Genomic DNA, 22,628 nt, shown 5'->3' with positions numbered 1-22,628 from the left:
ACGGAGGGCATCCTAACGGGCGATGACCATCGCCCCGCTTCATGATAAGGAAGCCAGTTCGAGAATCGGCTGCGACAGGGGCGGACGATGGGCGATAAAATCAGGTTCGGCTGGCTGGCGGCAGTGGCGTTGCTGCTCATGCTATTCCCCTGTGAGGCCCGCGCCTCGGTCACGCCGCTCTTCACTGACAGCGCGCCGCTCGAAGTCACGATCGAAGGCCCCATCCTCAAGCTCTACAACCGCGCGCGCACGGCGGGACAGCGCCACCCCGCACTCCTGCGCACGGCCGGGGAAAGCCATCGCATCATTCTCTCGGCGCGCGGCCTGTCGCGCCGCAACGAGGCGGCCTGCGAATTCCCGCCGCTACGCGTCACCTTCGTCCAGAAACCCGAGCCGGGCTCGCTCTTCCACCGCCAGTCGAGCATCAAGCTCGTCACCCACTGCCAGGATAGCGGCCATTTCGAACAATTGCTGCTCAAGGAATATGCCGCCTACCGCCTCTACAATGTCCTCACCGACCGCAGCCTCAAGGTGCGACTGGCGCGGATCCGCTACATGGACGGCGGCCGCGAGCGGGCCCACCGCTACGGTTTCTTCATCGAGGACATCGATGATGCGGCCAAGCGTCTCGGCGGGGTGGAGATCGACCGCGGCTCGGTGTCGCCCAATGCCGTCTCGCGCCCTGACGGAGCGCGCTATATGCTGTTCCAATATATGATCGGCAATGTCGACTGGTCGATCTACACCGGGCCCAGCGGACGGAGCTGCTGTCACAATTCGAAGCTTGTCGGCCCGACCAAGACGTCCGGCGCCGACCTCATTCCCATCCCCTATGATTTCGACGGGACGGGATGGGTCGCTCCGCCCTATTCGGAGCCGCCCGAGGGTCTTCGCCTCGGCGATATCCGCCAGCGCCGCTATCGCGGCTTCTGCGCCTATAACGAGCTGGTGCGCGAACAGGTCGGCGACTTCCTCCGCGCCCGCCCCGCACTCGAGGCCGAACTGGCCTCGATCCCGGGCGTCGACCAGCGCACGCTGCGCCGCATGATGTCCTATCTCGACGGTTTCTATGACGACCTTTCGGGCCGCGGGCTCGAGAGAAACATGCTCAAGGACTGTCGGCCTTGACCTCGGACTCGGTCGGCTTGTTGTTCCTCAGATAGCGGTGAGTGCCCTTGATACCGCCATAGTCGTTGGCCCAGAGCAAGAGGAACACATAGTTGAAGAAGACCGACATCACGACCGCGATCTCGATTGCGCCGATGCCGGCACTCAGGCCGATCCCGATGGCGAGCAGGATGTAGAGCGCATCGCCCGAACTCTTGAGCGTATTGCGAAAGCGCACGCCGCCGACGATCCCCGCGAGCGAGAAGGCCAGGGCCAGCGAATTGTGGACGATGACGACGATCGCCGTCACCGCGATCGGCAGGATGATGATCGTCTCGACCAGCGACTGGTCATATTCCTTGCGGTCGCGGCACGCCATGTAGGTCCAGCTCACCGGCAGAATGGTCAGGAGCGCGCCGACTTCGGCGATGGTCAGCCAGAACAGGCTGCCGAGGAAATTGTTGACGCGCGGCGCGCCGATTTCGATCGCGACCAGGGGATCGTCGGGCTTCACGCCGCCGATCAGCGCTTCGGCGCCGCCGATGGGAAGATAGTTCTGGACCGAAGGGTAGAGGGTGGCAACGGTGATCACGACCGCGGTGACGACGAGATAGTAGATCGTCAGTTTGACCATCAACTTCCAGACGCGCATGCGATCCCCCTATGCTTGGATAACGGGGGATTTACAGCAATTTTCGCAATTGCTCCAGATTAACAAAAAAGGGCGGCCCCGAAAGGCCGCCCTTCTCCAGTTCGCGAAGCGGGCAATGCCCGGCCTCCGCGATCAAATCGTTGAAGCGATTTACTTGAGCTCGACGGTGCCGCCGGCTTCTTCGATCTTCTTCTTGATTTCTTCGGCTTCGTCCTTCGAAGCACCTTCCTTGAGGGGCTTCGGAGCGCCTTCGACGAGCGCCTTGGCTTCGCCAAGACCGAGGCCCGTGATCGCACGGACTTCCTTGATGACGTTGATCTTCTTGCCACCGTCGCCGGTGAGAATCACGTCGAACTCGTCCTTTTCTTCAGCAGCGGCTTCGCCACCACCAGCAGCCGGGCCGGCAACGGCGACGGCAGCCGAGGCCGAAACGCCCCACTTATCTTCGAGCATCTTTGCGAGCTCGGCAGCTTCGAGAACGCTCAGTTCCGAAAGCTGGTCAACAATCTTTTCCAGATCAGCCATTTACTTAACTCCTAAAGGGCACTCGGGCCCAGTTCTTCCGTGTGTTGAAACAAACCTGTTCAGGCTGCGGCCTTGGCGCTCAGGACGCGGGCAAGCATGCCGCCCGGTTCCTTGGCGATCCGCGCGATCTTGGTCGCCGGGGCCTGGATAAGGCCAACCAGCGTGCCACGCAGTTCGTCGAGCGACGGCAGTTCGGCCAGTGCCTTGATCCCGCTGACGTCGAGAACGGTTTCGCCCATGGCGCCGCCGAGGATTTCGAATTTCTCGTTACCCTTGGCGAACTCCACTGCCACCTTGGCGGCGGCAACGGGGTCGGACGAAGTCGCCAGTGCCGTGGGACCCGTAAGGAGGTCGCCGATCGGCTTGTACTGGCTGTCTTCCAGCGCGATCAGGGCAAGCCGGTTCTTCGCAACCTTGAACTGGGCACCTGCGTCGCGCATCTTGGCGCGAAGTTCCGACGACTGCTCGACCGTCAACCCGTGGTTACGGGTGACAACGACCACGCCGGTCTCCGCAAAGACACTCTTCAGCTCGGCAACCAGATCGGCTTTTTGCGAACGATCCATGCCATACTCCTAATCGTTCCCCCTGCCGGACCATTCCGGCAAGGGTTTGGACCAACGGGAAAAGACCCCGCGAGGGGCTTCACGTCAGTCCGGTTGTCCGTGGGGCTGGATCAAACACGACGGAAAGGGCGCTAAAGGCCGTCCGTCTTGTATTCCTCATTCCCCGTCTAGGCTGCCAATTAAGACCCCGAAGGGTCAGCAACTGTCTCGGACGAGAACGCCGCCCGGAGGCGACGGTCGGGGCGCTCTCTACCGTCTCCGCCGCCCAAGTCAACCCTCGCGCGAGCTTCGATGCCCTCGATACGAAAAAGGCCGGAGCGTTTCCGCCCCGGCCCTTCTCGTTTGACAGTCAGGTCAGGCTCAGACGCCTTCGATCTCGCTGAGATCGATCTTGAGGCCCGGGCCCATAGTCGAGGTGAGAGCCACCTTCTTCACATATTTGCCCTTGGCGCCCGACGGCTTGGCCTTGACGATCGCTCCGACGAAAGCGTCGAAATTCTCGCGAATGTCGCCTTCGGAGAAGCTCGACTTGCCGATGCCGGCATGGACGATGCCCTGCTTCTCGACGCGGAACTGCACTTCGCCGCCCTTGGCCGCTTCGACCGCGGCCGCCGGGTTCGGGGTGACCGTGCCCAGCTTGGGGTTCGGCATCAGGCCCTTGGGGCCCAGCACCTTACCGAGGCGACCGACGATCCCCATCATGTCCGGCGTCGCGATGACGCGGTCATAGTCGAGATTGCCGTTCTGCATGTCTTCCATCAGGTCCTCGGCACCGACCTTGTCGGCACCCGCCTTTTTGGCTTCCTCGGCCTTGTCGCCCTTGGCGAACACCGCGACCTTGACTTCCTTGCCGGTGCCCTTGGGCAGCGCGACGACGCCGCGCACCATCTGGTCGGCATGGCGCGGATCGACGCCGAGGTTCATCGCGATTTCGACGGTCTCGTCGAACTTCGCGCTGGCGGCCTCCTTGAGGAGCTTGATCGCCTGGTCGACGCCATAGATGGTGTCGTTGTCGAACTTTTCGGCAAGGGCCTTCTGCTTCTTGGTCAGCTTCGCCATGATTTAGCCCTCCACCACTTCGAGGCCCATAGCGCGTGCCGAGCCTTCGATAATCTTGGTCGCCGCATCAATGTCGTTGGCATTGAGGTCGGCCATCTTCTGTTCGGCGATTTCCTTCACCTTCGAACGGGCAATGGTGCCGGCGCTTTCCTTGCCGGGTTCGCTCGAACCCTTCTTGAGCTTCGCGGCGCGCTTCAGGAGGAAGCTCGCGGGCGGCGTCTTGGTGGTGAAGGAGAAGCTGCGATCCGCATAGACCGTGATGGTCGTCGGGATCGGCATGTTCTTTTCCATGTCCTGCGTGGCGGCATTGAAGGCCTTGCAGAATTCCATGATGTTGACGCCGCGCTGACCCAGAGCCGGGCCGATGGGCGGGGAGGGGTTGGCGACGCCCGAGGGCACCTGCAACTTGATATAACCGGTGATCTTCTTGGCCATGCCAGAAGGTCCTTTCTTTCATCCTGTCGCCCCGGCATTGCCGAGGCTCTGACTAAGCGGTGCAAACGGCAGCCCGAAGGCGCCTCCCGCGCGAAATGCCTGTCCGTTGGAGGGACAAGACCGCGCGCCCCTAGCAGCACAGCCACTCCGCCGCAAGTCTCCCGGAGACTATTGCCCCGCGCAGCGCATGCGCGCATGATCGCAAGGTCCGGGAGGAGATGCGTCAGTGGCCAAGAGCGGGAAAGGCGAAAACGCCCTCCTCGAGGCCGAGGTCATCGGTCGCATGGGGATCCTGCCCAGCTTCTTTTCCTCGGGCATCACCCCCGCCGTCACCGCCGAATTGTGGAAATTCGCCTGCTCGGCCTATCTCGACAATCCCTTGCCCGCCGCCTTCAAGGAACGGCTGTTCGTCCATCTCTCGCGCCATTGCAATGCGCGCTACTGCCTCATCCGCCACGTCGGCTTCCTGATCGGCAAGGGCAAGGTCGCGGGCGCCGACGAAGAACCCGCGCAGACCATCGAACAGGTGCTCGATCTGCTCGACCTCCCGCTCGAGCCGAGCGACGTGGAACTCGACGAAGCGATCCGCCGCCTCCGCACGCAGGAACGCGGCGACATCCTCTATCCGCCGGGCAGCCAGGCCGAAAGCGACCTCTTCATCCTGTCGAGCAAGATGTTCGTCGATCCCATGCACGCGGCCCGCGCCAAGGAAGCGGTGCGCCATGCGATGGGGGCGAAGGACGCCGACTTTCTCATGGCGATGCTCGCTTTCGTGCGCACCGCGCATTACTGGACCCTGCTTCATCCCGAGATCGCGGTCGAACCCGACATGGCGGCGATCCTCGAGGAACGTCCCGACCTTGCCGAGGCGATTGCCGCGCGGCCGCGCGCCGGCGAGAGCGACCTCGTGCGAAGGCTGCGCGCCGAAATCGACACGCTCGTCCAGCAGGAGGACGACCGGGCACAGCTACGCAAGGTGATCGCCGACCGCGAAGCCGCCTATGACCGGCTTGCATTGCTCAACCGCGAGCTCAATCACCGCGTCAAGAATCTCTTCTCGGTGATCAGCGGCCTCATCCGGCAAAGTGCCAAGGGGCAGGGCGACAGCGAGGATTGGGCCGAACGGATCCAGGCGCGCGTGACCGCGCTCGGCGCGGCCCATTCGGTAACCAGCGACGACGAACAGATGCGCCCCGTGCCGCTCGACGAACTCGTCCATGCGGTGCTCGAACCCTATCGCAACGAGGAAAGACTGCTCGTCAGGGGCGGCCCATCGATGCTGGTGACGCGCGGCCAGCTCACGCCGCTCGGCATGGTGCTTCACGAACTCGCCACCAACGCCGCCAAATATGGCGGTCTCTCGCCGGGCGCGGGAGAAGATGGACAGGTCGCGATTGCCTGGCGGAGCCTGGGCGAAGACCTCATCGTCGAATGGCAGGAACAAGCGCGCACCATCGGCGCCAAGGAGAAAGACGGGCCAGGTTTCGGCAGCCGCCTCATCGAAGGCTCGGTGCGCCAGCTCGGTGGGACCATCCGGCGCGACATGCGCGAAGGCGCGCTCGACGTTTCGATCCGTATCCCGGGCCTCAAGGGCGAACCCGCGCAAGCCGGCGGGGATGGCGGCGCCTAGGGTGATCGGTCACCTGCGCGGCCCCGTGCTTGCGGCATATCGCCATGTCGTAGCGGCCAATTGAGGAGACAGTCCCGCTTCCACGCGTTGGTCAGGCAAATTCATGGAAGGAGTATCCCCAATGAGTATCCTGAAAACGCTGACCGACACCACCTTCGACTCGGTCGAGGGCTATCGCATGGCCGCCGAGAAGGCCAATGACCCCAAGCTCAAGTCGATCCTCTCCGAACAGGCGAGGAAGCGCGAAGCGCTGGTGACGCGCCTCAATGGCGAACTGCAGCGCAATGGCGAGGAACTGGTCACCAAGGGCACCACGGCGGGTGCGCTCCACCGGACCTGGATGGAAATTGCCGACATGTTCGAAAATGGTGACGAAGCTGCCGCCGAACGCGTCGAGGAAGGCGAGGACTATCTGTGCAAGAAGTTCGAAGCGGCGCTCGAAAGCCCCGATCTTCCCGAAAGCCAGCGGGCGCTCGTGCGCGAAGCCTATAGTGAGGTGAAGGAAGGCGAACGCCTCACCAACATGCTCGAAGCGCAATATGACTGATCGGGCCTATGCCTGAACGAAGAAGGGCCGGAGCATCGCTGCTCCGGCTTTTTTTTCTGTCTGCGCTAGTGCGCGGATTATTTGATCAGTTCGACCTGGTCGAATTCGAGTTCGACCGGCGTCGCACGGCCGAAGATCGACACCGAGACCTTCACGCGGCCACGGTCGAAATCCAGTTCCTCGACCAGCCCCGAGAAACTCGCGAAGGGCCCTTCGAGCACTTTGACATTGTCGCCGATCTCGTAATCGACGCTGATCTTCTGCTTGGGCGCACCGGCGGTTTCTTCCTTGGTGTCCAGCATCCGGTTGGCCTGGGCATTCGGAATCGGCTGGGGCTTGCCATTGTTGCCGAGGAAGCCCGTGACCTTGGGGGTGTTCTTCACGAGGTGGAAGACATCGTCGGTCATGGTCAGCTTGGCGAGCACATAGCCCGGCATGAACTTGCGCTCGGTCTGGACCTTCTTGCCGCGCTTGATCTCGGTGACCGTTTCGGTCGGCACTTCGACGCGCTCGACGCCCTGTTCGAGGCCGAGGCGCTTGGCTTCCGACAGGATCGCGTCGCGCACCTTGTTTTCAAAACCCGAATAGGCGTGGATGATGTACCAGCGGGACATGATATTCCTTACCGTTTGAAGGCTTAGCCGAGCAGGCTGATCAGCGAGCGGACAATCCAGCTGAACAGCGAATCGGTGCCGAAGAAGAATAGGGCCAGCAGCGAGGTCATGATCAGGACCATGATCGCCGTGGTGATGGTTTCCTTGCGGGTCGGCCAGACGACCTTTCGGGTCTCGGCCCGGACCTGCCGGATGAATTCGCCGGGATTGGTTTTCGCCACCTGTCTCGTCCGTTCAAAAGTTTGCGCGGCTTTCGGGTAGGGCTCTTCCCCCGCCGCCGACCGGGTCGGTGCGGGGACTGGAGACCATCCATGTCCGCATGGGGCAGCGATGTAGCGGCGCCGGGGCCGGATTGCAAGGCGTTCGGCGGGCAAAAGCGCGCCGCTCCGCCCCCGTGCGGGGCGGTCCCTCAGGCGAAGGCGCGGGCGCATATCGGAAAGATGGCCTGGCAGGGGCAGCAGGATTCGAACCCGCGACCCTCGGTTTTGGAGACCGATGCTCTACCAACTGAGCTATACCCCTAGGCCGGATGCGGCTCCTACGCCGAAGGAGCCACCCGATTCAAGCCCTCACGTCAGGCAGCGACGTCGAAAGGCTGGATTTCACCCGAAAGGTAGAGATTGCGCGCCTTGGTGCGTGACAATTTGCCCGACGAGGTGCGGGGCAGGGTGCGCGGCGGGACCAGTTCGACGATCGGCGAGATGCCGGTGATCGACCGGATGCGCTCGCGGATGTCGTCGCGCAGGCGGACCCGCTCTTCGCTGTCGGAAATGCGGCAATGGACGAGCACGGCGGGGGTTTCCTCGCCGCTCGGGCCGGTGATCGCAAAGGCCGCGATGTCGCCCGACTTGAAGCCCGGCAATTGCTCGACCGCCCATTCGATGTCCTGCGGCCAATGGTTCTTGCCGTTGATGATGATCATGTCCTTGGCGCGGCCGACGATGAAGATATAGCCGTCCGACAGATATCCCATGTCGCCGGTGTCGAGCCAGCCGTCCTCGCTGAGGCATGCCTTGGTCGCTTCCTCGTCGCGGAAATAGCCTTCCATGATCGAGGAGCCGCGCACGAACACCTTGCCGACTTCATGGTCGGGAAGGATGCGGCCCGCTTCGTCGCGGATCTCGATTTCCATGCCCTCGACGGCCTTGCCGCAATTGACGATCGCGCGATAACGCTGGGGCCGACCATCGTCGGCCGGGGCGGGATTGCCGCCCGCCAATTTCTCTTCCTCGACCAGCTCGATGCGGATGCCTTCGCCCGGCGGCATCAGCGACACCGCCAGCGTGGCTTCGGCAAGGCCGTAGCTCGGGCAGAAGGCCGAGGCGGGGAAGCCCGCGCCATCGAAAGCATCGACGAAAGCCTGCATCACGTCGGGACGGATCATGTCCGCACCATTGCCCGCGATGCGCCAGCGCGACAGGTCGAAACGGTCGGCCGACTTGGTCTGGCTCGACATGCGGCGCGCGCAGATGTCGTAGCCGAAGGTCGGCGAATAGGAGAGGCTGGTGCCGGGATTGCGGCTGATGAGATCGAGCCAGGCAAGCGGGCGACGCGCGAAATCCTCGGTCTTCTGGTAATCGACCGAAATCTGGTTGGCGAGCGGCGAGAGCATGCAGCCCACCAGCCCCATGTCATGATACCAGGGCAGCCAGCTGATCACCCGGTCGCTGTCCTGCACGTCGAGGCCGAGGCCATGCGCGCGCAGATTGTTGAGAAGCGCCCGATGGGTCACCGCCACGCCATGCGGGAAGCGGGTCGAGCCGGAGCTGTATTGCAGATAGCCGATGGCATCGGGGTCGGCTTCGGGAAGCGGGGTATTGCCCACTTCGATCGCATCGAGGCTTTCCCAGCTGCGATGCGCAACGCCGCGTTTCTCGGCGGCGGGCAGGGTGAAGCTTTCCATGCTCTCGGGATAGAGGAACAGCTGCGGGTCGCTCGATCCCAGCATGACGTCGAGCTGCTCGGTATAGGCATCGCGCCCGCCGAAGCTCGTCGGCAAGGGCAGCGGCACGGGCCACAGGCCGGCATAGACCGCCCCGAAGAAGCAGGCAGCGAAATCGGCGCCCGTCTCGGCGACCAGCGCGACCCGGTCACCGGGCTCGAGGCCCAGCGACATGAAACGCTGGGCATGGTCCAGCGCATCCTCGCGCAGCTCCGAATAGGGATAGGCCCGCAAGAGCGTTCCCCGGGCATCGTGGAAATTCATCCCGCGACGGCCCTTCGCGGCATAGTCGAGCGCTTCGCCGAGCGTCTCGAAATCCGCAATGCGGCGCGGCAGGCTGTCGGTCGTGGGGGTTGCGCCTTCGGGCGCAAGATCGCTGTCGGCCTGAAGATGAAGATCGGACACGCGAAAATCCTGGTCTGTTGCTCCAAATGGGGATGGACTATCAATTCCCCATGACCCGCTTTGCGGTTCGCTTTGCCTGATGCGAGGCGACTATGGCACAAACAAGGCGATATGCGCGAAGGATCAAGGCGAAAAGGCCAAAAACCGCCATTGGGCGAAGAGGCATTGCGTGAAATGGCGCTGCGCTACGTCGGCCGCTACGCCACCAGCCGCGCCAAGCTTGCTGCCTATCTCGCCCGCAAGCTGCGCGAACGCGGCTGGGAAGGCGAAGGCGACCCACCGATCGACAGCCTCGTCGAACGCTTCACCGAACTCGGCTATGTCGACGATGCCGCCTTCGCCGCCAACAAGGCCCGCAGCCTCACCGCGCGGGGCTATGGCGCGCGCCGCCTCGGCGATGCCCTCTACGCCGCCGGCATCGCGGAAAGCGACGCCGAAGAAGCGAACCGCATCGCCGAATCGCAAAAGATCGACGCCGCATTGGCCTTCGCTCGCCGTCGCCGTTTCGGTCCCTACGCCCAAAAACGCGAGACCGACCCCGCCCGCCGCGAGAAACAGGTCGCCGCGATGCTCCGCGCCGGCCACCCCTACGGAATCGTACGAAAAATCCTCGATCTCTCTCCGGGCGCAGCCGTTAACTCCGCGGATTTGTTGGAAAATTAATCCACGTCACTAACGTGGAGCAACCGTTGTGTCGGTTCCCCGACATTGCGATTTTTGCTAAGATAACCGGGGCAAAAAGGTAGACTCGGTATCGTGTTTTCAAATGAACAAGAGCAAGTCAACGCGTCGCAACCTCAAGTAGCCGATGACGAAGGCATCGAAGTCGAAGGCCATGTCAAATGGTTCGATGCGACACGCGGTTTCGGGTTTATCGTCAGCGAAGCCATCGAAGGCGACATCCTCCTCCATTTCTCGGTCCTGCGCGAACATGGCCGCCGAAGCGTCCCCGAAGGCGCGAAGGTCACGGTCATCGCGGTCCGCCAGGAGCGCGGTCTCCAGGCCCGCGAAGTGCTCGACATCGACCTCACGAGCGCGGTCCAGCCGCGCGCCCCATCTCCCCCTTCCGCCGAGCGCGCGGATCGCGTAGCGCTGAGCGAGAGTGCCGGCGATTTCGAGGAGGTGGAAGTCAAATGGTTCAATCGCGTGCGTGGCTACGGGTTCGTCAACCGGATCGGCGATCTGGACACCGACATCTTCGTACACATGGAAACGGTGCGCCAGGCCGACATGGCCGATCTTCAGCCGGGGGACCGGGTGGAAGCGCGCGTGGCCAAGGGGCAGAAGGGCCTCACCGCGGTCGAACTCCGCGACCTCTGATCGCACTTCTCCTCGCCGCTCTCGTCAGCGCGCCCGCCGCCGCCTGCCGCGGCCCCGACGACAGCAGCATCCCGGCATCGCCCGCAGGTCTCGACCAGACCCTCGTCACCATCACCACCGGCGAAGGTGAGAGCCACCAGTTCACCGCCGAGATCGCGCGCACCCCGGCCGAACAGGCGCGCGGCCTCATGTTCCGCGACGAGCTGGCCCCCGATCGCGGCATGATCTTCCTCTACGAGGTCCCGCAGAACGCCAGCTTCTGGATGAAGAATACCTATATCCCGCTCGACATGATCTTCATCCGCCCCGACGGCACGATCGCCAACATCGCCGAGAATACGGTGCCGCTGCAACTCGAACCCTATGTCTCGCTCGAACCCGTGACGGCGGTGTTCGAGATCGCGGGCGGCCGATCGGCCGAACTGGGCATCAAGACAGGCGACCGGGTGAGCTGGCGATAAAGTCGCCTTGCCTTGGCCCGCGCGACAGGGCAAAGGCACTCGCATTATGGGAATGTTCGCCAATCTCTTCACCTGGTGGAACGGGGCCAGCCTCGGCACCACGATCGTCACCCGCTTTCGCGGCGAGCAAGTCGGACGCGACGACGCCGGCAATATCTATTACCGCCACCGCGACAATGAAGACCGCCGCTGGGTCATCTACAACGGCAGCAATGATTCGAGCCGCGTTCCCCCCGCTTGGAACGCCTGGCTGCGCGGCACGATCGACGATGTGCCGGAAAAGGTGATGCCGCCCCGGCGTCCCTTCCAGAAGGATCCGCGTCCCAACCTCACGGGCACGCCCGATGCCTACCGGCCCAGGGGATCGCTTCTCAACACGGGCGAACGCGCGGCAGCCACCGGCGACTATGAAGCCTGGAAGCCTGAATAAGCCTTTCCTGCTGGCGCTGGCGGCGCTCACCCTCGGCGCGTGCGACAATCGCCCGCCCGAGCGCGGCAATGTCATGGACATCGATACCGCCGAGGACAGCGCGCCCGAGCCCGTTTCCTCGCTCGAAGGCGTTACTCCGCTGGCCGAGCGGGTCGCCGTCCTGGGCTTCCTCAACAAGCGCAACGGCCTCACCCGCGATCTCGAGATGCGGCCGGGACAGCTCATCCGCATCGGCGAGGACGTGATCGTCCGGCTTCGCGCCTGCGAAACCACCGCGCCCTGGGAAAGCCAGCAACTGACCGGCGCCTTCGTGCAGGTCGATGTGAAGCCTCGCCGCTCGAACGACTTCGAGCGGATATTCTCGGGCTGGCTCTACAAGGAAAGTCCGTCACTCAACGTGGTCGAGCACCCGGTCTATGACGTCTGGGTCAAGAGCTGCACGATGAGCTGGCCCGACGGTCCCTCGCCGCCCGCGGGTGTCCGCTCGAGCGCGAGTTCGTCGAGCCGATCGAACGATGGCGGCGAAGCCACCCCGGCCGAAGAGGCACCTGCGCCCGAGGCACCTGCCGACACTCCCGCGCCGCCCAGCGACAGCGCTGCCGAAAGCCTCGAGAGATAATCCTCGCGCGACACGTCGATCGCGCCCAGCGAGGCCAGATGGCTGGTCATGAACTGGCAGTCGAGCAGGCTGAACCCGCCCACTTTCAACCGCGCCACCAGCCAGGCCAGCGCGACTTTGGAGGCATCGGTTTCGCGGCTGAACATGGATTCGCCGAAAAAGGCGCCGCCCAGCCGCACGCCGTAAAGCCCGCCGACCAGCGCATCGCCATTCCAGCATTCGACCGAATGGGCATGGCCCGCGGCATGGAGCCCGGTCACCGCCCGCGCGATCACCGGATTGATCCAGGTCTCGTCACGGTCGGCGCAGCCTTCGAGCACTTGGTCGAAGGCGCGGTCATGGGTGACGCGGAAATGGTCGCTGCGAATGCGCTTGGCGAGGCTTCTGGACAAATGGAACCGGTCGAGCGGAAGGATTGCCCGTTCGCGCGGCTCGACCCAGAAGATGTCGCTCGCGTCCCGGCTGTCGGCCATCGGGAAAATGCCGGCGGCATAGCCGCGCAATAGAAGCCGGGGATCAAGCGTCTCGGTCACCCCGTCTCCTTACAGGATTTCGCGAACCTTGTCCTGCGGCCGGGCCAGCACCACGCCCTTGTCGGTTTCCACGAGCGGTCGTTCGATGATGATCGGCTGGGCGACCATCGCATCGAGCACCTTGTCGGCGGGGCTGTCGGGACCGAGGCCCAATTCCTTCACCTCGGGCTGTTTCATCCGCAGACCCTCGGCAGGCGTCATCCCGGCGCGCTCGTACATTCGCTTCAATTCGGCCCTGGACGGCGTGTCCTTGAGATATTCGATCACCTCGACCTCATAGCCTTCCTCCTCGAGGATGGCCTTGGTCTTGCGTGCGGTGCCGCAGCGCGGGTTGAAAAGCATCCTAGCTTTCATGCGATTTCCACTTTGCTGATGATCTCGACCGCTTCCTCGCGCCGGTCCCACGGCACGAAGATATGGTCATGGTGAAAGGCAGCGACCATGTTGCAGGGAATGCCTTTCTCGGCGAGCGCTCCCGACACCGCGGCAGTGAGGCCCACGCCGTCGAGCGCGCTGTGAAGGCCCAGGCTGATCTTGGCCCAGCCACCGTTGTGATCGAGCCCGACCGCTTCGAGGATCGAGGAAAGCGCGATCACGCTCGCACCTTCCTCTTCGGCAAAGGTCGCTACCGGCACAAGGCCGCGCGGCCAGCCCTCGCCCATCGGGATGGTGGCGAAACCATGCTCTTCCTCGGCCAGCCGGGGTTGAAGCTCGCTCACCCCTGCTGCTGGTCCTTGAGCCATTGTTCGAGCCATTTGATCGTATAGTCGCCGGTCTGAAAGGCCTCGGTCTCGATGATTTCCTGGTGCAGCGGGACATTGGTCTTCATGCCCCCGCCCGACACCACGAATTCCTCGAGCGCGCGCTTGAGACGCAGGATGCAGCCTTCGCGATTGCGGCCATAGACGATCAGCTTGCCGATCATGCTATCGTAATAGGGCGGCACCGAATAGCCGGCGTAAAGCCCGCTATCGACGCGCACATGCATCCCGCCCGGTGCGACATAGCGATCGACCTTGCCCGGCGAGGGCGCGAAGGTCTTGGGATCCTCGGCATTGATGCGACACTCGATCGCATGGCCGTGCAGGACGATATCCTCCTGCTGGACGGTCAGGCCGTCGCCCTGCGCGACATGGATCTGTTCGCGCACCAGGTCGATGCCCGAAATCATCTCGGTGACCGGATGCTCGACCTGCAGGCGGGTATTCATCTCGATGAAATAGAATTCGCCATTCTCGTAGAGGAATTCGATCGTGCCCGCACCGCGATAGCCCATGTCGGCCATTGCCTTGCGCACGCGCTCGCCCATCTGTTCGCGCTGCTCGGCGCTGATGACGGGGGAGGGGGCTTCCTCGATGACCTTCTGGTGACGCCGCTGGATCGAACAGTCGCGCTCGCCGATATGGATGGCGCCGCCATTGCCGTCGCCGAACACCTGGAATTCGATATGGCGCGGGTCGCCCAGATATTTTTCCATATAGACCGTGGGGTCGCCAAAGGCCGCCTTGGCTTCCGAGGAGGCCTGGCTCATCAGGCTTTCCATCTGGTCTTCGGATGGCACCACCTTCATGCCGCGACCGCCGCCGCCCGATGCCGCCTTGATCAGCACCGGATAGCCGATTTCGGCGGCCAGCTTCTTGGCTTCCTCGACGCTTTCGATCGCGCCGTCCGAACCGGGCACCAGCGGGAGGCCGAGCTTGGCGGCCGTGCGCTTGGCCTCGACCTTGTCGCCCATCACCCGGATATGTTCGGGCTTGGGGCCGACCCAGATGATGTCATGGCTCTCGACGATCTCGGCGAACTGGGCGTTTTCCGAAAGAAAGCCGTAGCCCGGATGGATCGCGTCGGCATGGGTCACCTCGGCGGCCGAGATGATGTTGGCGATGTTGAGATAGCTCTGCCCGGCGGGCGGCGGGCCGATGCAGACCGTCTCGTCGGCGAGGCGGACATGCATGGCATCGGCGTCGGCGGTCGAATGGACCGCTACCGTCTTGATGCCCATTTCATGGCAGGCGCGGTGAATGCGCAGCGCGATCTCGCCGCGGTTCGCGATGAGGAGTTTCTTGATGGCCATCTTGTCTAGCCGATGATGACGAGGGGCTGTTCGAATTCGACCGGCTGGGCGTCGGCGACGATGATCTTCTTGACCGTGCCCGAACGCGGAGCGGTGATCGGGTTCATCACCTTCATCGCCTCGACGATCAGCAAGGTGTCGCCTTCCGACACGCTGTCGCCTTCGCTGATGAAAGGCTTGGCGCCCGGCTCGGGCGACAGATAGGCGGTGCCGACCATCGGCGACAGGACGGGCTCGCCGCCATGGTCCTCGCTCGCCTGCGTTGCCTCGGCGGGTGCGGACGACGCGCCTTGCGCGGGGGCGGGTGCCGATGCGGCGGGGGCCGCCGCGGGCGGGGCCGCATAGACCGCGGGGGCCGCGGCGGCGGCTTCGCGCCGGACGCGGATCTTGCGGTCGCCGTCCTCGACTTCGATTTCGGTCAGCTCGTTATCTGCGAGAAGTTCTGCGAGTTCGCGGACCAGCGCGCCGTCAACGCGCATGCCGTCCGATTTTTTCTTGGCTTCTGCCATGTCTCAATCCCTGTTGCCTATGGGGCGATGAGGCGCCTGTTGTCAGAGGCGGCTCGCCGCGTCCAGTCCCAGAATATAGCTATCGGCCCCGAAGCCCGAAATCGTCCCCTTGCAAACCGGGGCGATCAGGCTGCGCCGGCGAAAGTCCTCGCGCCGGGCCGTATTGGTCAGATGGACCTCGATGACCGGCACGTCGATCGCCGCCACGGCATCGCGCAACGCCACCGAGGTATGGGTGAATCCCCCGGCGTTGAGGAGCACGGCTTTGACGCCATCATCCTCGGCCTCGTAGAGCCAGTCGATGAGATGACCCTCATGGTTCGATTGGCGCATCGTCACCCCGACATCGAGCGCGGACGCCCGGTCGGAGATGCGGTTGTTGATCTCCTCGAGGCTTTCCTTGCCGTACAATTCGGGCTGGCGGCGACCGAGGCGATCGAGGTTGGGGCCGTGAAGGACCAAAATCATCGGTAGCGAAGTCATCGATAGCTCCTATATGAGGCCCGAAGCCATTCGTGAAGGACCTAGGAATGACCCAAGATCCCGGCAAAGGGGTGATGATCAACGGAGAACATCGGCGCGTTGCCGAGGGCACCAGCATTGCCCAGATGATCGCCGACATCGGCCTCGACCCGGCGAAGGTCGCGGTCGAGCGCAATCTGGAAATCGTCCCGCGCTCGACCTTCGGCGAGGTCATGGTCGAGGATGGCGACGAATTTGAAATTGTCCATTTCGTAGGCGGGGGTTGATCCATTGACCGATAGCTGGACCGTAGCAGGTCACACGTTTCGCAGCCGACTGATCGTCGGCACCGGCAAATATAAGGACTTCGAGCAGAATGCCGCCGCGCTCGAGGCGTCGGGGGCGGAAATCGTCACCGTCGCGGTGCGCCGCGTCAATGTCTCGGATCCATCGAAGCCCGTCCTCCAGGACTATATCGACCCCAAAAAGGTCACCTATCTTCCCAACACCGCGGGCTGCTTCACTGCCGACGAAGCGATCCGCACGCTGCGCCTCGCCCGCGAAGCCGGCGGCTGGGATTTGGTGAAGCTCGAGGTGCTGGGCGAGGCCAAGACCCTCTATCCCGACATGCGCGAGACACTAAAGGCCACCGAAGTCCTTGCAAAAGAAGGATTTAAACCGATGGTCTATTGCGTCGACGATCCCATCGCCGCAAAGCAATTGGAGGAATCCGGTGCAGTCGCCGTCATGCCCTTGGGCGCCCCCATCGGCTCGGGCCTCGGCATCCAGAACCGTGTCACCATCCGCCTCATCGTCGAAGGCGCGAAGGTCCCGGTCCTCGTCGACGCCGGCGTCGGCGCGGCCTCCGATGCCGCGGTGGCGATGGAACTTGGGTGCGACGGCGTCCTCATGAACACCGCCATCGCCGAAGCCAAGGATCCCGTCCGCATGGCCCGCGCGATGAAACTCGCGGTCGAGGCGGGGCGTGACAGCTATCTCGCGGGACGGATGGCAAAACGCCGCTATGCCGATCCGTCGAGCCCGCTTGCCGGCCTCATCTAGCGCCGTCCCGCCCAGCCGCCCCTGTCCGTCGCCGAACCGAGGCACCCGGCTCCTTCGGGCCGCGTTGATCCATCAAACGCAATTCGAAAGGAGTATTCAGATGGGTGAACTTGGTGAAAAGCTCAAAGGCCATGGCAACAAGCATATGGGCGATGCCAAGCAGGCGGTCGGCGAGATGACCGACAACGAGCGACTGGAAGCCGAAGGCAAACGCCAGGAGCTCAAGGGCCGAGGCCAGAATGTGAAAGGCGAGATCGAAGGCGCGTTGGGCAACGACGTCTGATCGGCTATCGACCCGATGCGAAGGGGCCGCTTTCGAGCGGCCCCTTTTTTATGCCTTGCCCTTGATCGAGCCGAGGGTCGCGGCGTTTGTGACGATCTCGATGTCGGTGAGGCAATGGATGAGGCGAATGCCCTTTGCATCCTTCGCTTCGGCGAAGGCCTTCCTGAATCCATCCGTATTCTCGACGCGCCATCCCTTGCCGCCAAAGGCTTCGGCAAATTTGACGAAGTCCGGGTTGCCGGGGCCGAGATCGGTCGCGCTGATCCGGTCGGGATATTCGCGTTCCTGGTGCATGCGGATGGTGCCATAGCTGCCATTATCCACGACCACGACAAGCAGATCGGCGCCTTGTGCAGCGGCGGTCGCCAATTCCTGCCCGTTCATCAGGAAGTCGCCGTCGCCCGCCACGCAGATGACGGGCCGATCCTTGAAGCGGATCGCGGCCGCGACCGCGGCGGGCAGGCCATAGCCCATCGTACCGCTCGTGGGAGCCAGCTGTGTCGACTGGGGGCCATAGTGCCAATAGCGGTGCCACCAGCCGGAGAAATTGCCTGCGCCGTTGCAGATGATGCTGTTGGCGGGAAGCGCCTCGCGCATCGCCGCGACACAGGGGCCTAGGTCGAGCGCCACGCCCTCGCGGTCCTTCGGCGTGGACCATTCGAGCCATTCGGCATGGGCCTGTTCGCCCGCGCTGAAAGGAACGAGATCGGGATCGTGCCAGTCTGCGAGCATTTCGGCAAATTCGCCCATGTCCGCGCAGATCGGCAGGTCGGGGCGATAGACACGCCCCAGTTCGTTGGGATCGGGATGGACATGGACCAGAAGCTGGTCCGGATGGTCGGGCGTGATCAGCGTATAGCCGTCCGTCGTCGCTTCGCCGAGCCGCGCTCCCACCGCGATCAGGAGATCGGCTTCGCGGATGCGTTTTTGCAGCGCGGGATTGGGGCCGTAGCCGAGTTGGCCCGCATAGACCGGACTTCGATTGTCGATGGCATCCTGGCGGCGGAAGGCGGCGGCGACCGGGATGCCGTACCGCCGAGCGAAGGTCGCGAAATAGCTGCCGGCCTTGGGGCACCAGTCGGCACCGCCGACGATTGCCACCGGTGCGGCTGCGTCCTTCAGAAGGTCGAACAGTGCTCCGACCGCGCCTGCACAGGGCGGCTGGGCGATGGGCGCGATCGCGGGGCGATCAGTCGCCTCGACCTCGTCGCGAAGCATGTCCTCGGGAATTTCGAGAACCACCGGGCCGGGACGCCCGCTCGTGGCCACGCGGAAGGCCCGCGCGACATATTCGGGAATGCGCCGGGCATCATCGATCCGCGCAGCCCATTTGGCGATGGGCGCGAAGAAGGCCGGCATGTCGATTTCCTGGAAGCCCTCGCGGTCCTTGTCGCCGCGGTCGGGCCCGCCGATGAAGAGGATCATCGGGGTCGAATCCTGGAAAGCGACATGCACGCCGCCGGTCGCGTTGGTCGCTCCCGGCCCGCGGGTGACGAAGGCGATGCCGGGGCGGCGGGTCATCCGCCCGTCGGCATCCGCCATGTAGGACACTCCGCCTTCCTGGCGGCAGACGACCACGTCGATCGCCTTTTCGTCATGCAGGGCATCGAGAACGGCGAGAAAGCTTTCGCCCGGCACGGTGAAGAGCCGATCGACGCCTTGCGCCTTGAGTTGGTCGACGAGAATCCGTCCGCCGGTGCGGGTCGTGGTGCTGGTCATGCGCGCTGGCTTAGCGCGCTCGCCCGGTGGGGAAAAGCCAAAGCCCGCCCCGGACCGCAAAAGGGCGGTCCCGGGGCCTGGCGGATCAGAAGGTCAGGCGTTCGCCGCTCTTGATCCAGCGCGAATAGTTGGACGGGCGAGTCGCGTAGATGGCCTGCTGGGCATTGCAGGGCGCGCCCTTTGGCGCCTCGACATCATGCTCGGCAGTGCCGATCGAGAAAGCGACGCGCGGGGCATGGGCGGCCGTAAATTGGCTGAGCACCATTTCCATTTCGTCGCTGTCGGCGAGCAAGGTCACGCTTCCCGCACTGGGATCGACCGATACGATAGTTCCATGCAGCATTTCATTTCCCTCTTTCCTTGGCATCAACTGGCGCCGGCTTTCGTGGGGGACGGGAACCGGCAGTGCCTGGCGGGCTGGGGCCTCGCGTCACGGGATTGCCCGCCAGACACGAAGAGAATGAAGCGCGAGGGCGTAACGACTACAATTGTTTTTCGACGGGTCGACGAGCAGGCGTGCAGGTTCAGCGAACGGCCATCGGGATCGACGAACGGCGAGGAGTTTTCATCTGCCGTTCAGCCAGAGGATCGGGCAAAGAAAAAGGGCAGCCCCGAAAGGCCGCCCTTTCCCTGTTGTTCGCGAAAAAGACTTATTCTTCGTCCGGAGTCGCGCCTTCGACTTCGACTTCGGGAACTTCGACGGTGACTTCCTCGGTGCCCACGTCGACATCGGCCACGTCGGCATCGACATCAGGCAGTTCGCCGCCATCGACCGAGACATCGACATCGGGTGCTTCGACATCGCCCTGGGCGCTGAAGTCGATGATGTCGAATGCCCACAGAAGCAGGAACAGGACCACGGCGGCCAGCACCACCCACAAAAGCGTCTTGCTGCTATTATTCTCGTTCATGTTGCTCCCCTTTCAGGATTGGAAGTTGGGAACCCAACGATGATTGCCCCACAAGGTTCCGCTAGCGAAACGGCTTAACTCATATGGATGGCTTTGGTCACCTGATAAGTTTCGAGACCTTCCTTGCCGCCTTCCGATCCGAAGCCCGAATCCTTCACGCCGCCGAAGGGCGCATCGGCCGAGGAAATGGCGAAATTGTTGATTCCGACCATCCCGGCCTCGATCCGGTCGCCGAGAATATTTGCGCGACGCAAGTTTTCGGTGAACGCAAATGCGGCGAGCCCGTAGGGCAGACGATTGGCCTGCTCCAAGGCCTCGTCCATGTCCTTGAACGGCCGCGCGACCGCGACCGGGCCGAAGGGTTCGTTCGACATGATGTCGGCCTCGAGCGGCACATCGGCGAGCAGAGTCGGCTGGTAGAAGAAGCCGTTGCCGCCGCGTTCACCGCCGGCCAGCACCTTCGCTCCCTTGTCACGCGCATCGTTGACGAGCTGCTCGATCGCGTCGGGGCGGCGTGCATTGGCGAGGGGCCCCATCTGGGTAGCCTCGTTGAGACCGTCGCCAACCTTCACCTGGCCCGTGCGCTCGGCAAAGCCCTTGATGAAATCGTCGTAGATGCTCTCCTGGACGTAGAAACGGGTGGGCGAGACGCAGACCTGGCCCGCGTTGCGGAATTTCTGCGGCACCAGCTTGTCGAGCGTGGCATCGAGATCGACATCGTCGAACACGAGGACCGGCGCATGGCCGCCCAGTTCGAGCGTCAGGCGCTTCACGCCGTCGGCGGCAAGTTTCATCAGATGCTTGCCGACCGGGATCGAGCCGGTGAAGCTGATCTTGCGCACGATGTCCGAGCCGATGAGATGACGGCTGACCATGTCGGGCACGCCGTGGACGAGCTGGAAGACGCCCTGCGGCAGCCCCGCATCCTCGAGCGCCCTGGCGACCGCCTGGGTGCAGGCCGGAGTTTCCTCGGGCGGCTTGGAAATTACGCTGCAACCCGCGGCCAGCGCGGCGGCGACTTTCTTCGCGAGAAGATAAATAGGGAAATTCCACGGCGTGAAGGTGGCTACCACGCCGACGGGCTGGCGGATGACGATCGAGCGCTGGCCGGTCGGGCGGACGAGCGTGCGGCCATAGTCGCGCTTGGCTTCCTCGGCATACCAGTCGAACATCTGCGCCGCGCCATAGACCTCTGCGACGGCTTCCTTGACCGGCTTTCCCTGTTCCTGGGTGAGCAGGGCGCCAATGTCCTTGGCATTTTTCTTCAGATAGCTGGCGGCCTTGTGGAGGATCGCCGCGCGATTATCGACATCGGTATCGCGCCAGCCCGGGAAGGCCCGTTGCGCCGCGTCGAGCGCATGGTCGAGATCCTCCTTTGTCGCGAGCGGCAGGCTTGCGATCGTCTGGGCGGTGGCGGGATTGACGACTTCATGGCAGTCGCGGCCTTCGCCCGCCTGCCATGCGCCATCGATGAAGAGCTTGAGATCGTTCTGATAGGTCATGCTTGCCAGATAGGGCCGATCAGCGCGGGTTGAAAGGGGCTAGGGCGAAGCGTAGGTGGGTGAAGAACAGCCAAATCAGGAGCCTTTCGATGACCAAAGCCGAACTTGTCGCCAAGATGCAGGAAAACAAAGCCTGGGTGGATGGCAAGAAAGTGAAGATCGATTTCGCCGACCAGGGCGTGGTCATGCTCGACGGGGTCAAAGGGCAGGTCACCGAGGAAGACGGCGATGCCGACACCACTATCCTCGTCACCTGGGAAGACTGGCAGGCGATGGCAAGCGGCGAACTCGATGGCATGACCGCCTTCATGACCGGCAAGCTCAAGGTCGAGGGCGATATGTCGAACGCGATGCAGCTGCAGGGCGTCCTCGCCAAACTGCGCGGCTGACGCGCGGACCCTCGCGATTGCCTGGAGACGGGGCGCTGCCTTTGCGCGAGGCAGCGCCCCTTTTTCGTACGGTTCACGAGCCTGGCGATGCGAAAGCGCGGATCGGTGGTTGACGATTTCCAGCGCACCGTCCTAGGCCCTGTCGCGACAAGGAGACGCGCCTCATGAAGAAGATTTACGACAGTGCCGAAGCAGCTCTCGATGGCCTGCTGCGGGACGGATTGTTGATCGCTGCGGGGGGCTTCGGCCTGTGCGGCATCCCCGAACGGCTGCTCGACGCGATCCGGGACAGCGGAGTGAAGGACCTGACCTTCGTTTCCAACAATGCCGGAATCGACAATGAGGGCATCGGCAAGCTCCTGCGGACGCGGCAGGTGCGCAAGATGATCTCTTCCTATGTCGGCGAGAACAAGGAGTTCGAGCGGCAGTTTCTTTCCAAGGAACTCGAAGTCGAATTCTGCCCGCAGGGAACGCTCGCCGAGCGCATGCGCGCGGGCGGGGCGGGCATTCCGGCCTTCTACACCAAGACCGGCGTCGGCACGGTCGTGGCCGAGGGCAAGGAGCATAAGGAATTCGACGGCGAGACCTATGTGATGGAAAGGGGCATCAACGCCGATCTTTCGATCATCAAGGGCTGGAAGGCCGACGAGGCGGGCAATCTGATGTTCCGCAAGACCGCGCGCAATTTCAACCAGCCCGCGGCGACCTGCGGCAAGGTCTGCGTCGCCGAGGTCGAGGAAATCGTGCCGGTCGGCAGCCTCGACCCCGACTGCATCCATCTGCCGAGCATCTATGTGAACCGGCTGATCTGCGGTGCGCCCTATGACAAGAAGATCGAATTCGTGACGACGCGCGAGCGCGAAGAGGCGTGA

General features: G+C 63.5%; 30 protein-coding genes, 1 tRNA gene and 1 pseudogene. 13 read left to right on the top strand and 19 right to left on the bottom strand.

What is annotated here, in order from left to right; translation table 11 throughout:
• Window positions 1–87: 87 nt before the first annotated feature.
• Window positions 88–1,128: a hypothetical protein gene (locus FHS50_RS06390; protein WP_183933506.1), complete on the top strand. Its 1,041-nt coding sequence runs from the start codon at window positions 88–90 to the stop codon at window positions 1,126–1,128.
• Here the strand turns inward: FHS50_RS06390 and FHS50_RS06385 are convergent.
• The 5 genes from FHS50_RS06385 to rplK all read right to left on the bottom strand — a co-directional run bounded on the left by FHS50_RS06385 (window position 1,109) and on the right by rplK (window position 4,344).
• The gene (locus tag FHS50_RS06385; RefSeq protein ID WP_183933505.1) at window positions 1,109–1,759 is read right to left on the bottom strand and encodes a DUF4956 domain-containing protein; all 651 of its coding nucleotides are present in this window, start codon (window positions 1,757–1,759) and stop codon (window positions 1,109–1,111) included. The two genes, FHS50_RS06390 and FHS50_RS06385, sit on opposite strands and share 20 nt — an antisense overlap.
• A 150-nt stretch (window positions 1,760–1,909) precedes the next feature.
• On the bottom strand, window positions 1,910–2,284 hold the full coding sequence (rplL, locus tag FHS50_RS06380) for a 50S ribosomal protein L7/L12 (protein ID WP_183933504.1): 375 nt from the start codon (window positions 2,282–2,284) through the stop codon (window positions 1,910–1,912).
• 59 nt (window positions 2,285–2,343) lie between these two features.
• Entirely contained in the window at window positions 2,344–2,850 is a 507-nt protein-coding gene (rplJ, locus tag FHS50_RS06375) for a 50S ribosomal protein L10 (RefSeq protein WP_183933503.1), read from the bottom strand.
• A 360-nt stretch (window positions 2,851–3,210) separates the two neighbouring features.
• Window positions 3,211–3,909, bottom strand: a complete 699-nt coding sequence (gene rplA, locus FHS50_RS06370; RefSeq protein WP_183933502.1) for a 50S ribosomal protein L1 — start codon at window positions 3,907–3,909, stop codon at window positions 3,211–3,213.
• A gap of 3 nt (window positions 3,910–3,912) precedes the next feature.
• Window positions 3,913–4,344 (bottom strand): 50S ribosomal protein L11, encoded by a 432-nt coding sequence (rplK, locus tag FHS50_RS06365; protein WP_183933501.1) that lies wholly within the window; start codon window positions 4,342–4,344, stop codon window positions 3,913–3,915.
• A 226-nt stretch (window positions 4,345–4,570) separates the two neighbouring features.
• On the opposite strand from rplK, the gene FHS50_RS10845 reads away from it, so the two are divergent.
• Together FHS50_RS10845 and FHS50_RS06355 are read left to right on the top strand one after the other, a co-directional pair.
• The gene (locus FHS50_RS10845; protein ID WP_183933500.1) at window positions 4,571–5,974 is read left to right on the top strand and encodes a sensor histidine kinase; all 1,404 of its coding nucleotides are present in this window, start codon (window positions 4,571–4,573) and stop codon (window positions 5,972–5,974) included.
• 121 nt (window positions 5,975–6,095) lie between these two features.
• Window positions 6,096–6,521, top strand: a complete 426-nt coding sequence (locus tag FHS50_RS06355) for a ferritin-like domain-containing protein (protein ID WP_246332976.1) — start codon at window positions 6,096–6,098, stop codon at window positions 6,519–6,521.
• 77 nt (window positions 6,522–6,598) lie between these two features.
• Here FHS50_RS06355 and nusG read toward each other — a convergent pair whose 3' ends face one another.
• The 4 genes from nusG to FHS50_RS06335 form a co-directional block, all read right to left on the bottom strand.
• Window positions 6,599–7,135, bottom strand: a complete 537-nt coding sequence (nusG, locus tag FHS50_RS06350) for a transcription termination/antitermination protein NusG (RefSeq protein WP_183933498.1) — start codon at window positions 7,133–7,135, stop codon at window positions 6,599–6,601.
• A 23-nt stretch (window positions 7,136–7,158) separates the two neighbouring features.
• Window positions 7,159–7,356, bottom strand: a complete 198-nt coding sequence (secE, locus tag FHS50_RS10735; RefSeq protein ID WP_183933497.1) for a preprotein translocase subunit SecE — start codon at window positions 7,354–7,356, stop codon at window positions 7,159–7,161.
• 225 nt (window positions 7,357–7,581) lie between these two features.
• A tRNA-Trp gene (locus FHS50_RS06340) sits at window positions 7,582–7,657 on the bottom strand.
• A 52-nt stretch (window positions 7,658–7,709) separates the two neighbouring features.
• Window positions 7,710–9,482: a fatty acyl-AMP ligase gene (locus FHS50_RS06335; RefSeq protein WP_183933496.1), complete on the bottom strand. Its 1,773-nt coding sequence runs from the start codon at window positions 9,480–9,482 to the stop codon at window positions 7,710–7,712.
• A 174-nt stretch (window positions 9,483–9,656) separates the two neighbouring features.
• Here FHS50_RS06335 and FHS50_RS06330 point away from each other — a divergent pair, with 174 nt between their 5' ends.
• The 5 genes and pseudogenes from FHS50_RS06330 to FHS50_RS06310 form a co-directional block, all read left to right on the top strand.
• Complete coding sequence (locus FHS50_RS06330) at window positions 9,657–10,145, top strand: regulatory protein RecX (protein WP_246332975.1); 489 nt, start codon at window positions 9,657–9,659, stop codon at window positions 10,143–10,145.
• 93 nt (window positions 10,146–10,238) lie between these two features.
• Complete coding sequence (locus FHS50_RS10840; protein WP_183933494.1) at window positions 10,239–10,802, top strand: cold-shock protein; 564 nt, start codon at window positions 10,239–10,241, stop codon at window positions 10,800–10,802.
• Entirely contained in the window at window positions 10,799–11,263 is a 465-nt protein-coding gene (locus FHS50_RS10785) for a DUF192 domain-containing protein (RefSeq protein ID WP_183933924.1), read from the top strand. Before FHS50_RS10840 ends, FHS50_RS10785 begins: the two co-directional genes overlap by 4 nt.
• Window positions 11,264–11,309: 46 nt before the next feature.
• Window positions 11,310–11,693: an NADH:ubiquinone oxidoreductase subunit NDUFA12 gene (locus tag FHS50_RS06315; protein WP_183933493.1), complete on the top strand. Its 384-nt coding sequence runs from the start codon at window positions 11,310–11,312 to the stop codon at window positions 11,691–11,693.
• Window positions 11,608–12,072, top strand: a pseudogene (locus FHS50_RS06310) (DUF2155 domain-containing protein); the annotation flags it as partial. The gene FHS50_RS06315 and the pseudogene FHS50_RS06310, both read left to right, overlap by 86 nt.
• Before the next feature lie 35 nt (window positions 12,073–12,107).
• Here FHS50_RS06310 and aat read toward each other — a convergent pair.
• Genes aat through aroQ form a run of 6 tightly spaced genes read right to left on the bottom strand, consistent with a single transcriptional unit; the run spans window position 12,108 to window position 15,911 of the window.
• Window positions 12,108–12,845, bottom strand: coding sequence for a leucyl/phenylalanyl-tRNA--protein transferase (gene aat / locus FHS50_RS06305; protein ID WP_183933492.1), 738 nt, complete (start codon window positions 12,843–12,845; stop codon window positions 12,108–12,110).
• Window positions 12,846–12,854: 9 nt separating this feature from the next.
• The gene (locus tag FHS50_RS06300; protein ID WP_183933491.1) at window positions 12,855–13,199 is read right to left on the bottom strand and encodes an ArsC/Spx/MgsR family protein; all 345 of its coding nucleotides are present in this window, start codon (window positions 13,197–13,199) and stop codon (window positions 12,855–12,857) included.
• Window positions 13,196–13,564, bottom strand: coding sequence for an ACT domain-containing protein (locus FHS50_RS06295; protein WP_265569187.1), 369 nt, complete (start codon window positions 13,562–13,564; stop codon window positions 13,196–13,198). The genes FHS50_RS06300 and FHS50_RS06295 overlap by 4 nt, the downstream gene beginning before the upstream one ends.
• Complete coding sequence (gene accC, locus FHS50_RS06290; protein WP_183933489.1) at window positions 13,561–14,919, bottom strand: acetyl-CoA carboxylase biotin carboxylase subunit; 1,359 nt, start codon at window positions 14,917–14,919, stop codon at window positions 13,561–13,563. Before accC ends, FHS50_RS06295 begins: the two co-directional genes overlap by 4 nt.
• 5 nt (window positions 14,920–14,924) lie before the next feature.
• Window positions 14,925–15,428, bottom strand: coding sequence for an acetyl-CoA carboxylase biotin carboxyl carrier protein (gene accB, locus FHS50_RS06285; protein ID WP_246332973.1), 504 nt, complete (start codon window positions 15,426–15,428; stop codon window positions 14,925–14,927).
• 42 nt (window positions 15,429–15,470) lie between these two features.
• Window positions 15,471–15,911 carry a type II 3-dehydroquinate dehydratase gene (gene aroQ, locus FHS50_RS06280; protein ID WP_183933488.1) on the bottom strand — a complete coding sequence of 147 codons (441 nt, stop codon included), beginning with the start codon at window positions 15,909–15,911 and terminating at the stop codon, window positions 15,471–15,473.
• Between the two features lie 47 nt (window positions 15,912–15,958).
• Between aroQ and thiS the strand changes: the two genes are divergently transcribed.
• The 3 genes from thiS to FHS50_RS06265 all read left to right on the top strand — a co-directional run bounded on the left by thiS (window position 15,959) and on the right by FHS50_RS06265 (window position 17,235).
• Window positions 15,959–16,177: a sulfur carrier protein ThiS gene (gene thiS, locus FHS50_RS10835; protein ID WP_183933487.1), complete on the top strand. Its 219-nt coding sequence runs from the start codon at window positions 15,959–15,961 to the stop codon at window positions 16,175–16,177.
• A 4-nt stretch (window positions 16,178–16,181) separates the two neighbouring features.
• Window positions 16,182–16,952, top strand: a complete 771-nt coding sequence (locus FHS50_RS06270) for a bifunctional sulfur carrier protein/thiazole synthase protein (RefSeq protein WP_183933486.1) — start codon at window positions 16,182–16,184, stop codon at window positions 16,950–16,952.
• 100 nt (window positions 16,953–17,052) lie between these two features.
• Complete coding sequence (locus FHS50_RS06265; RefSeq protein WP_183933485.1) at window positions 17,053–17,235, top strand: CsbD family protein; 183 nt, start codon at window positions 17,053–17,055, stop codon at window positions 17,233–17,235.
• A 48-nt stretch (window positions 17,236–17,283) separates the two neighbouring features.
• Here the strand turns inward: FHS50_RS06265 and FHS50_RS06260 are convergent, their stop codons facing one another.
• From FHS50_RS06260 to FHS50_RS06245, 4 genes are all read right to left on the bottom strand, one after another.
• Window positions 17,284–18,954 (bottom strand): thiamine pyrophosphate-binding protein, encoded by a 1,671-nt coding sequence (locus FHS50_RS06260; protein ID WP_183933484.1) that lies wholly within the window; start codon window positions 18,952–18,954, stop codon window positions 17,284–17,286.
• Window positions 18,955–19,039: 85 nt separating this feature from the next.
• Window positions 19,040–19,297, bottom strand: coding sequence for a hypothetical protein (locus tag FHS50_RS06255; RefSeq protein ID WP_183933483.1), 258 nt, complete (start codon window positions 19,295–19,297; stop codon window positions 19,040–19,042).
• Window positions 19,298–19,604: 307 nt separating this feature from the next.
• Window positions 19,605–19,865: a hypothetical protein gene (locus FHS50_RS06250; RefSeq protein ID WP_183933482.1), complete on the bottom strand. Its 261-nt coding sequence runs from the start codon at window positions 19,863–19,865 to the stop codon at window positions 19,605–19,607.
• A 74-nt stretch (window positions 19,866–19,939) separates the two neighbouring features.
• The gene (locus FHS50_RS06245) at window positions 19,940–21,367 is read right to left on the bottom strand and encodes an NAD-dependent succinate-semialdehyde dehydrogenase (RefSeq protein WP_183933481.1); all 1,428 of its coding nucleotides are present in this window, start codon (window positions 21,365–21,367) and stop codon (window positions 19,940–19,942) included.
• Window positions 21,368–21,456: 89 nt separating this feature from the next.
• On the opposite strand from FHS50_RS06245, the gene FHS50_RS06240 reads away from it, so the two are divergent.
• Window positions 21,457–21,756 carry an SCP2 sterol-binding domain-containing protein gene (locus FHS50_RS06240; RefSeq protein WP_183933480.1) on the top strand — a complete coding sequence of 100 codons (300 nt, stop codon included), beginning with the start codon at window positions 21,457–21,459 and terminating at the stop codon, window positions 21,754–21,756.
• A 164-nt stretch (window positions 21,757–21,920) separates the two neighbouring features.
• On the top strand, window positions 21,921–22,628 hold the full coding sequence (locus FHS50_RS06235; protein WP_183933479.1) for a CoA transferase subunit A: 708 nt from the start codon (window positions 21,921–21,923) through the stop codon (window positions 22,626–22,628).

Origin of the sequence: Sphingomicrobium lutaoense, from assembly GCF_014195685.1 — a bacterium.
In the GTDB taxonomy this organism is placed as follows: Bacteria; Pseudomonadota; Alphaproteobacteria; order Sphingomonadales; family Sphingomonadaceae; genus Sphingomicrobium; species Sphingomicrobium lutaoense.
Note: the sequence above shows the minus strand (reverse complement) of the source record. Positions and strands in the feature narration are given on the sequence as shown.

Bases quoted from the DNA above. Each gene is read 5' to 3' on its own strand.
- nusG (WP_183933498.1), bottom strand. From the start codon at position 7,135: ATGTCCCGCTGGTACATCATCCACGCCTATTCGGGTTTTGAAAACAAG.
- rplK (WP_183933501.1), bottom strand. From the start codon at position 4,344: ATGGCCAAGAAGATCACCGGTTATATCAAGTTGCAGGTGCCCTCGGGC.
- FHS50_RS06385 (WP_183933505.1), bottom strand. From the start codon at position 1,759: ATGCGCGTCTGGAAGTTGATGGTCAAACTGACGATCTACTATCTCGTC.
- FHS50_RS06240 (WP_183933480.1), top strand. From the start codon at position 21,457: ATGACCAAAGCCGAACTTGTCGCCAAGATGCAGGAAAACAAAGCCTGG.
- FHS50_RS06315 (WP_183933493.1), top strand. From the start codon at position 11,310: ATGGGAATGTTCGCCAATCTCTTCACCTGGTGGAACGGGGCCAGCCTC.
- accC (WP_183933489.1), bottom strand. From the start codon at position 14,919: ATGGCCATCAAGAAACTCCTCATCGCGAACCGCGGCGAGATCGCGCTG.
- FHS50_RS06355 (WP_246332976.1), top strand. From the start codon at position 6,096: ATGAGTATCCTGAAAACGCTGACCGACACCACCTTCGACTCGGTCGAG.
- thiS (WP_183933487.1), top strand. From the start codon at position 15,959: ATGACCCAAGATCCCGGCAAAGGGGTGATGATCAACGGAGAACATCGG.
- aroQ (WP_183933488.1), bottom strand. From the start codon at position 15,911: ATGACTTCGCTACCGATGATTTTGGTCCTTCACGGCCCCAACCTCGAT.
- FHS50_RS06245 (WP_183933481.1), bottom strand. From the start codon at position 21,367: ATGACCTATCAGAACGATCTCAAGCTCTTCATCGATGGCGCATGGCAG.
- FHS50_RS06330 (WP_246332975.1), top strand. From the start codon at position 9,657: ATGGCGCTGCGCTACGTCGGCCGCTACGCCACCAGCCGCGCCAAGCTT.
- rplL (WP_183933504.1), bottom strand. From the start codon at position 2,284: ATGGCTGATCTGGAAAAGATTGTTGACCAGCTTTCGGAACTGAGCGTT.
- FHS50_RS06265 (WP_183933485.1), top strand. From the start codon at position 17,053: ATGGGTGAACTTGGTGAAAAGCTCAAAGGCCATGGCAACAAGCATATG.
- FHS50_RS06250 (WP_183933482.1), bottom strand. From the start codon at position 19,865: ATGAACGAGAATAATAGCAGCAAGACGCTTTTGTGGGTGGTGCTGGCC.
- FHS50_RS06390 (WP_183933506.1), top strand. From the start codon at position 88: ATGGGCGATAAAATCAGGTTCGGCTGGCTGGCGGCAGTGGCGTTGCTG.
- accB (WP_246332973.1), bottom strand. From the start codon at position 15,428: ATGGCAGAAGCCAAGAAAAAATCGGACGGCATGCGCGTTGACGGCGCG.
- FHS50_RS06235 (WP_183933479.1), top strand. From the start codon at position 21,921: ATGAAGAAGATTTACGACAGTGCCGAAGCAGCTCTCGATGGCCTGCTG.
- FHS50_RS06255 (WP_183933483.1), bottom strand. From the start codon at position 19,297: ATGCTGCATGGAACTATCGTATCGGTCGATCCCAGTGCGGGAAGCGTG.
- FHS50_RS06260 (WP_183933484.1), bottom strand. From the start codon at position 18,954: ATGACCAGCACCACGACCCGCACCGGCGGACGGATTCTCGTCGACCAA.
- rplJ (WP_183933503.1), bottom strand. From the start codon at position 2,850: ATGGATCGTTCGCAAAAAGCCGATCTGGTTGCCGAGCTGAAGAGTGTC.
- rplA (WP_183933502.1), bottom strand. From the start codon at position 3,909: ATGGCGAAGCTGACCAAGAAGCAGAAGGCCCTTGCCGAAAAGTTCGAC.
- FHS50_RS06300 (WP_183933491.1), bottom strand. From the start codon at position 13,199: ATGAAAGCTAGGATGCTTTTCAACCCGCGCTGCGGCACCGCACGCAAG.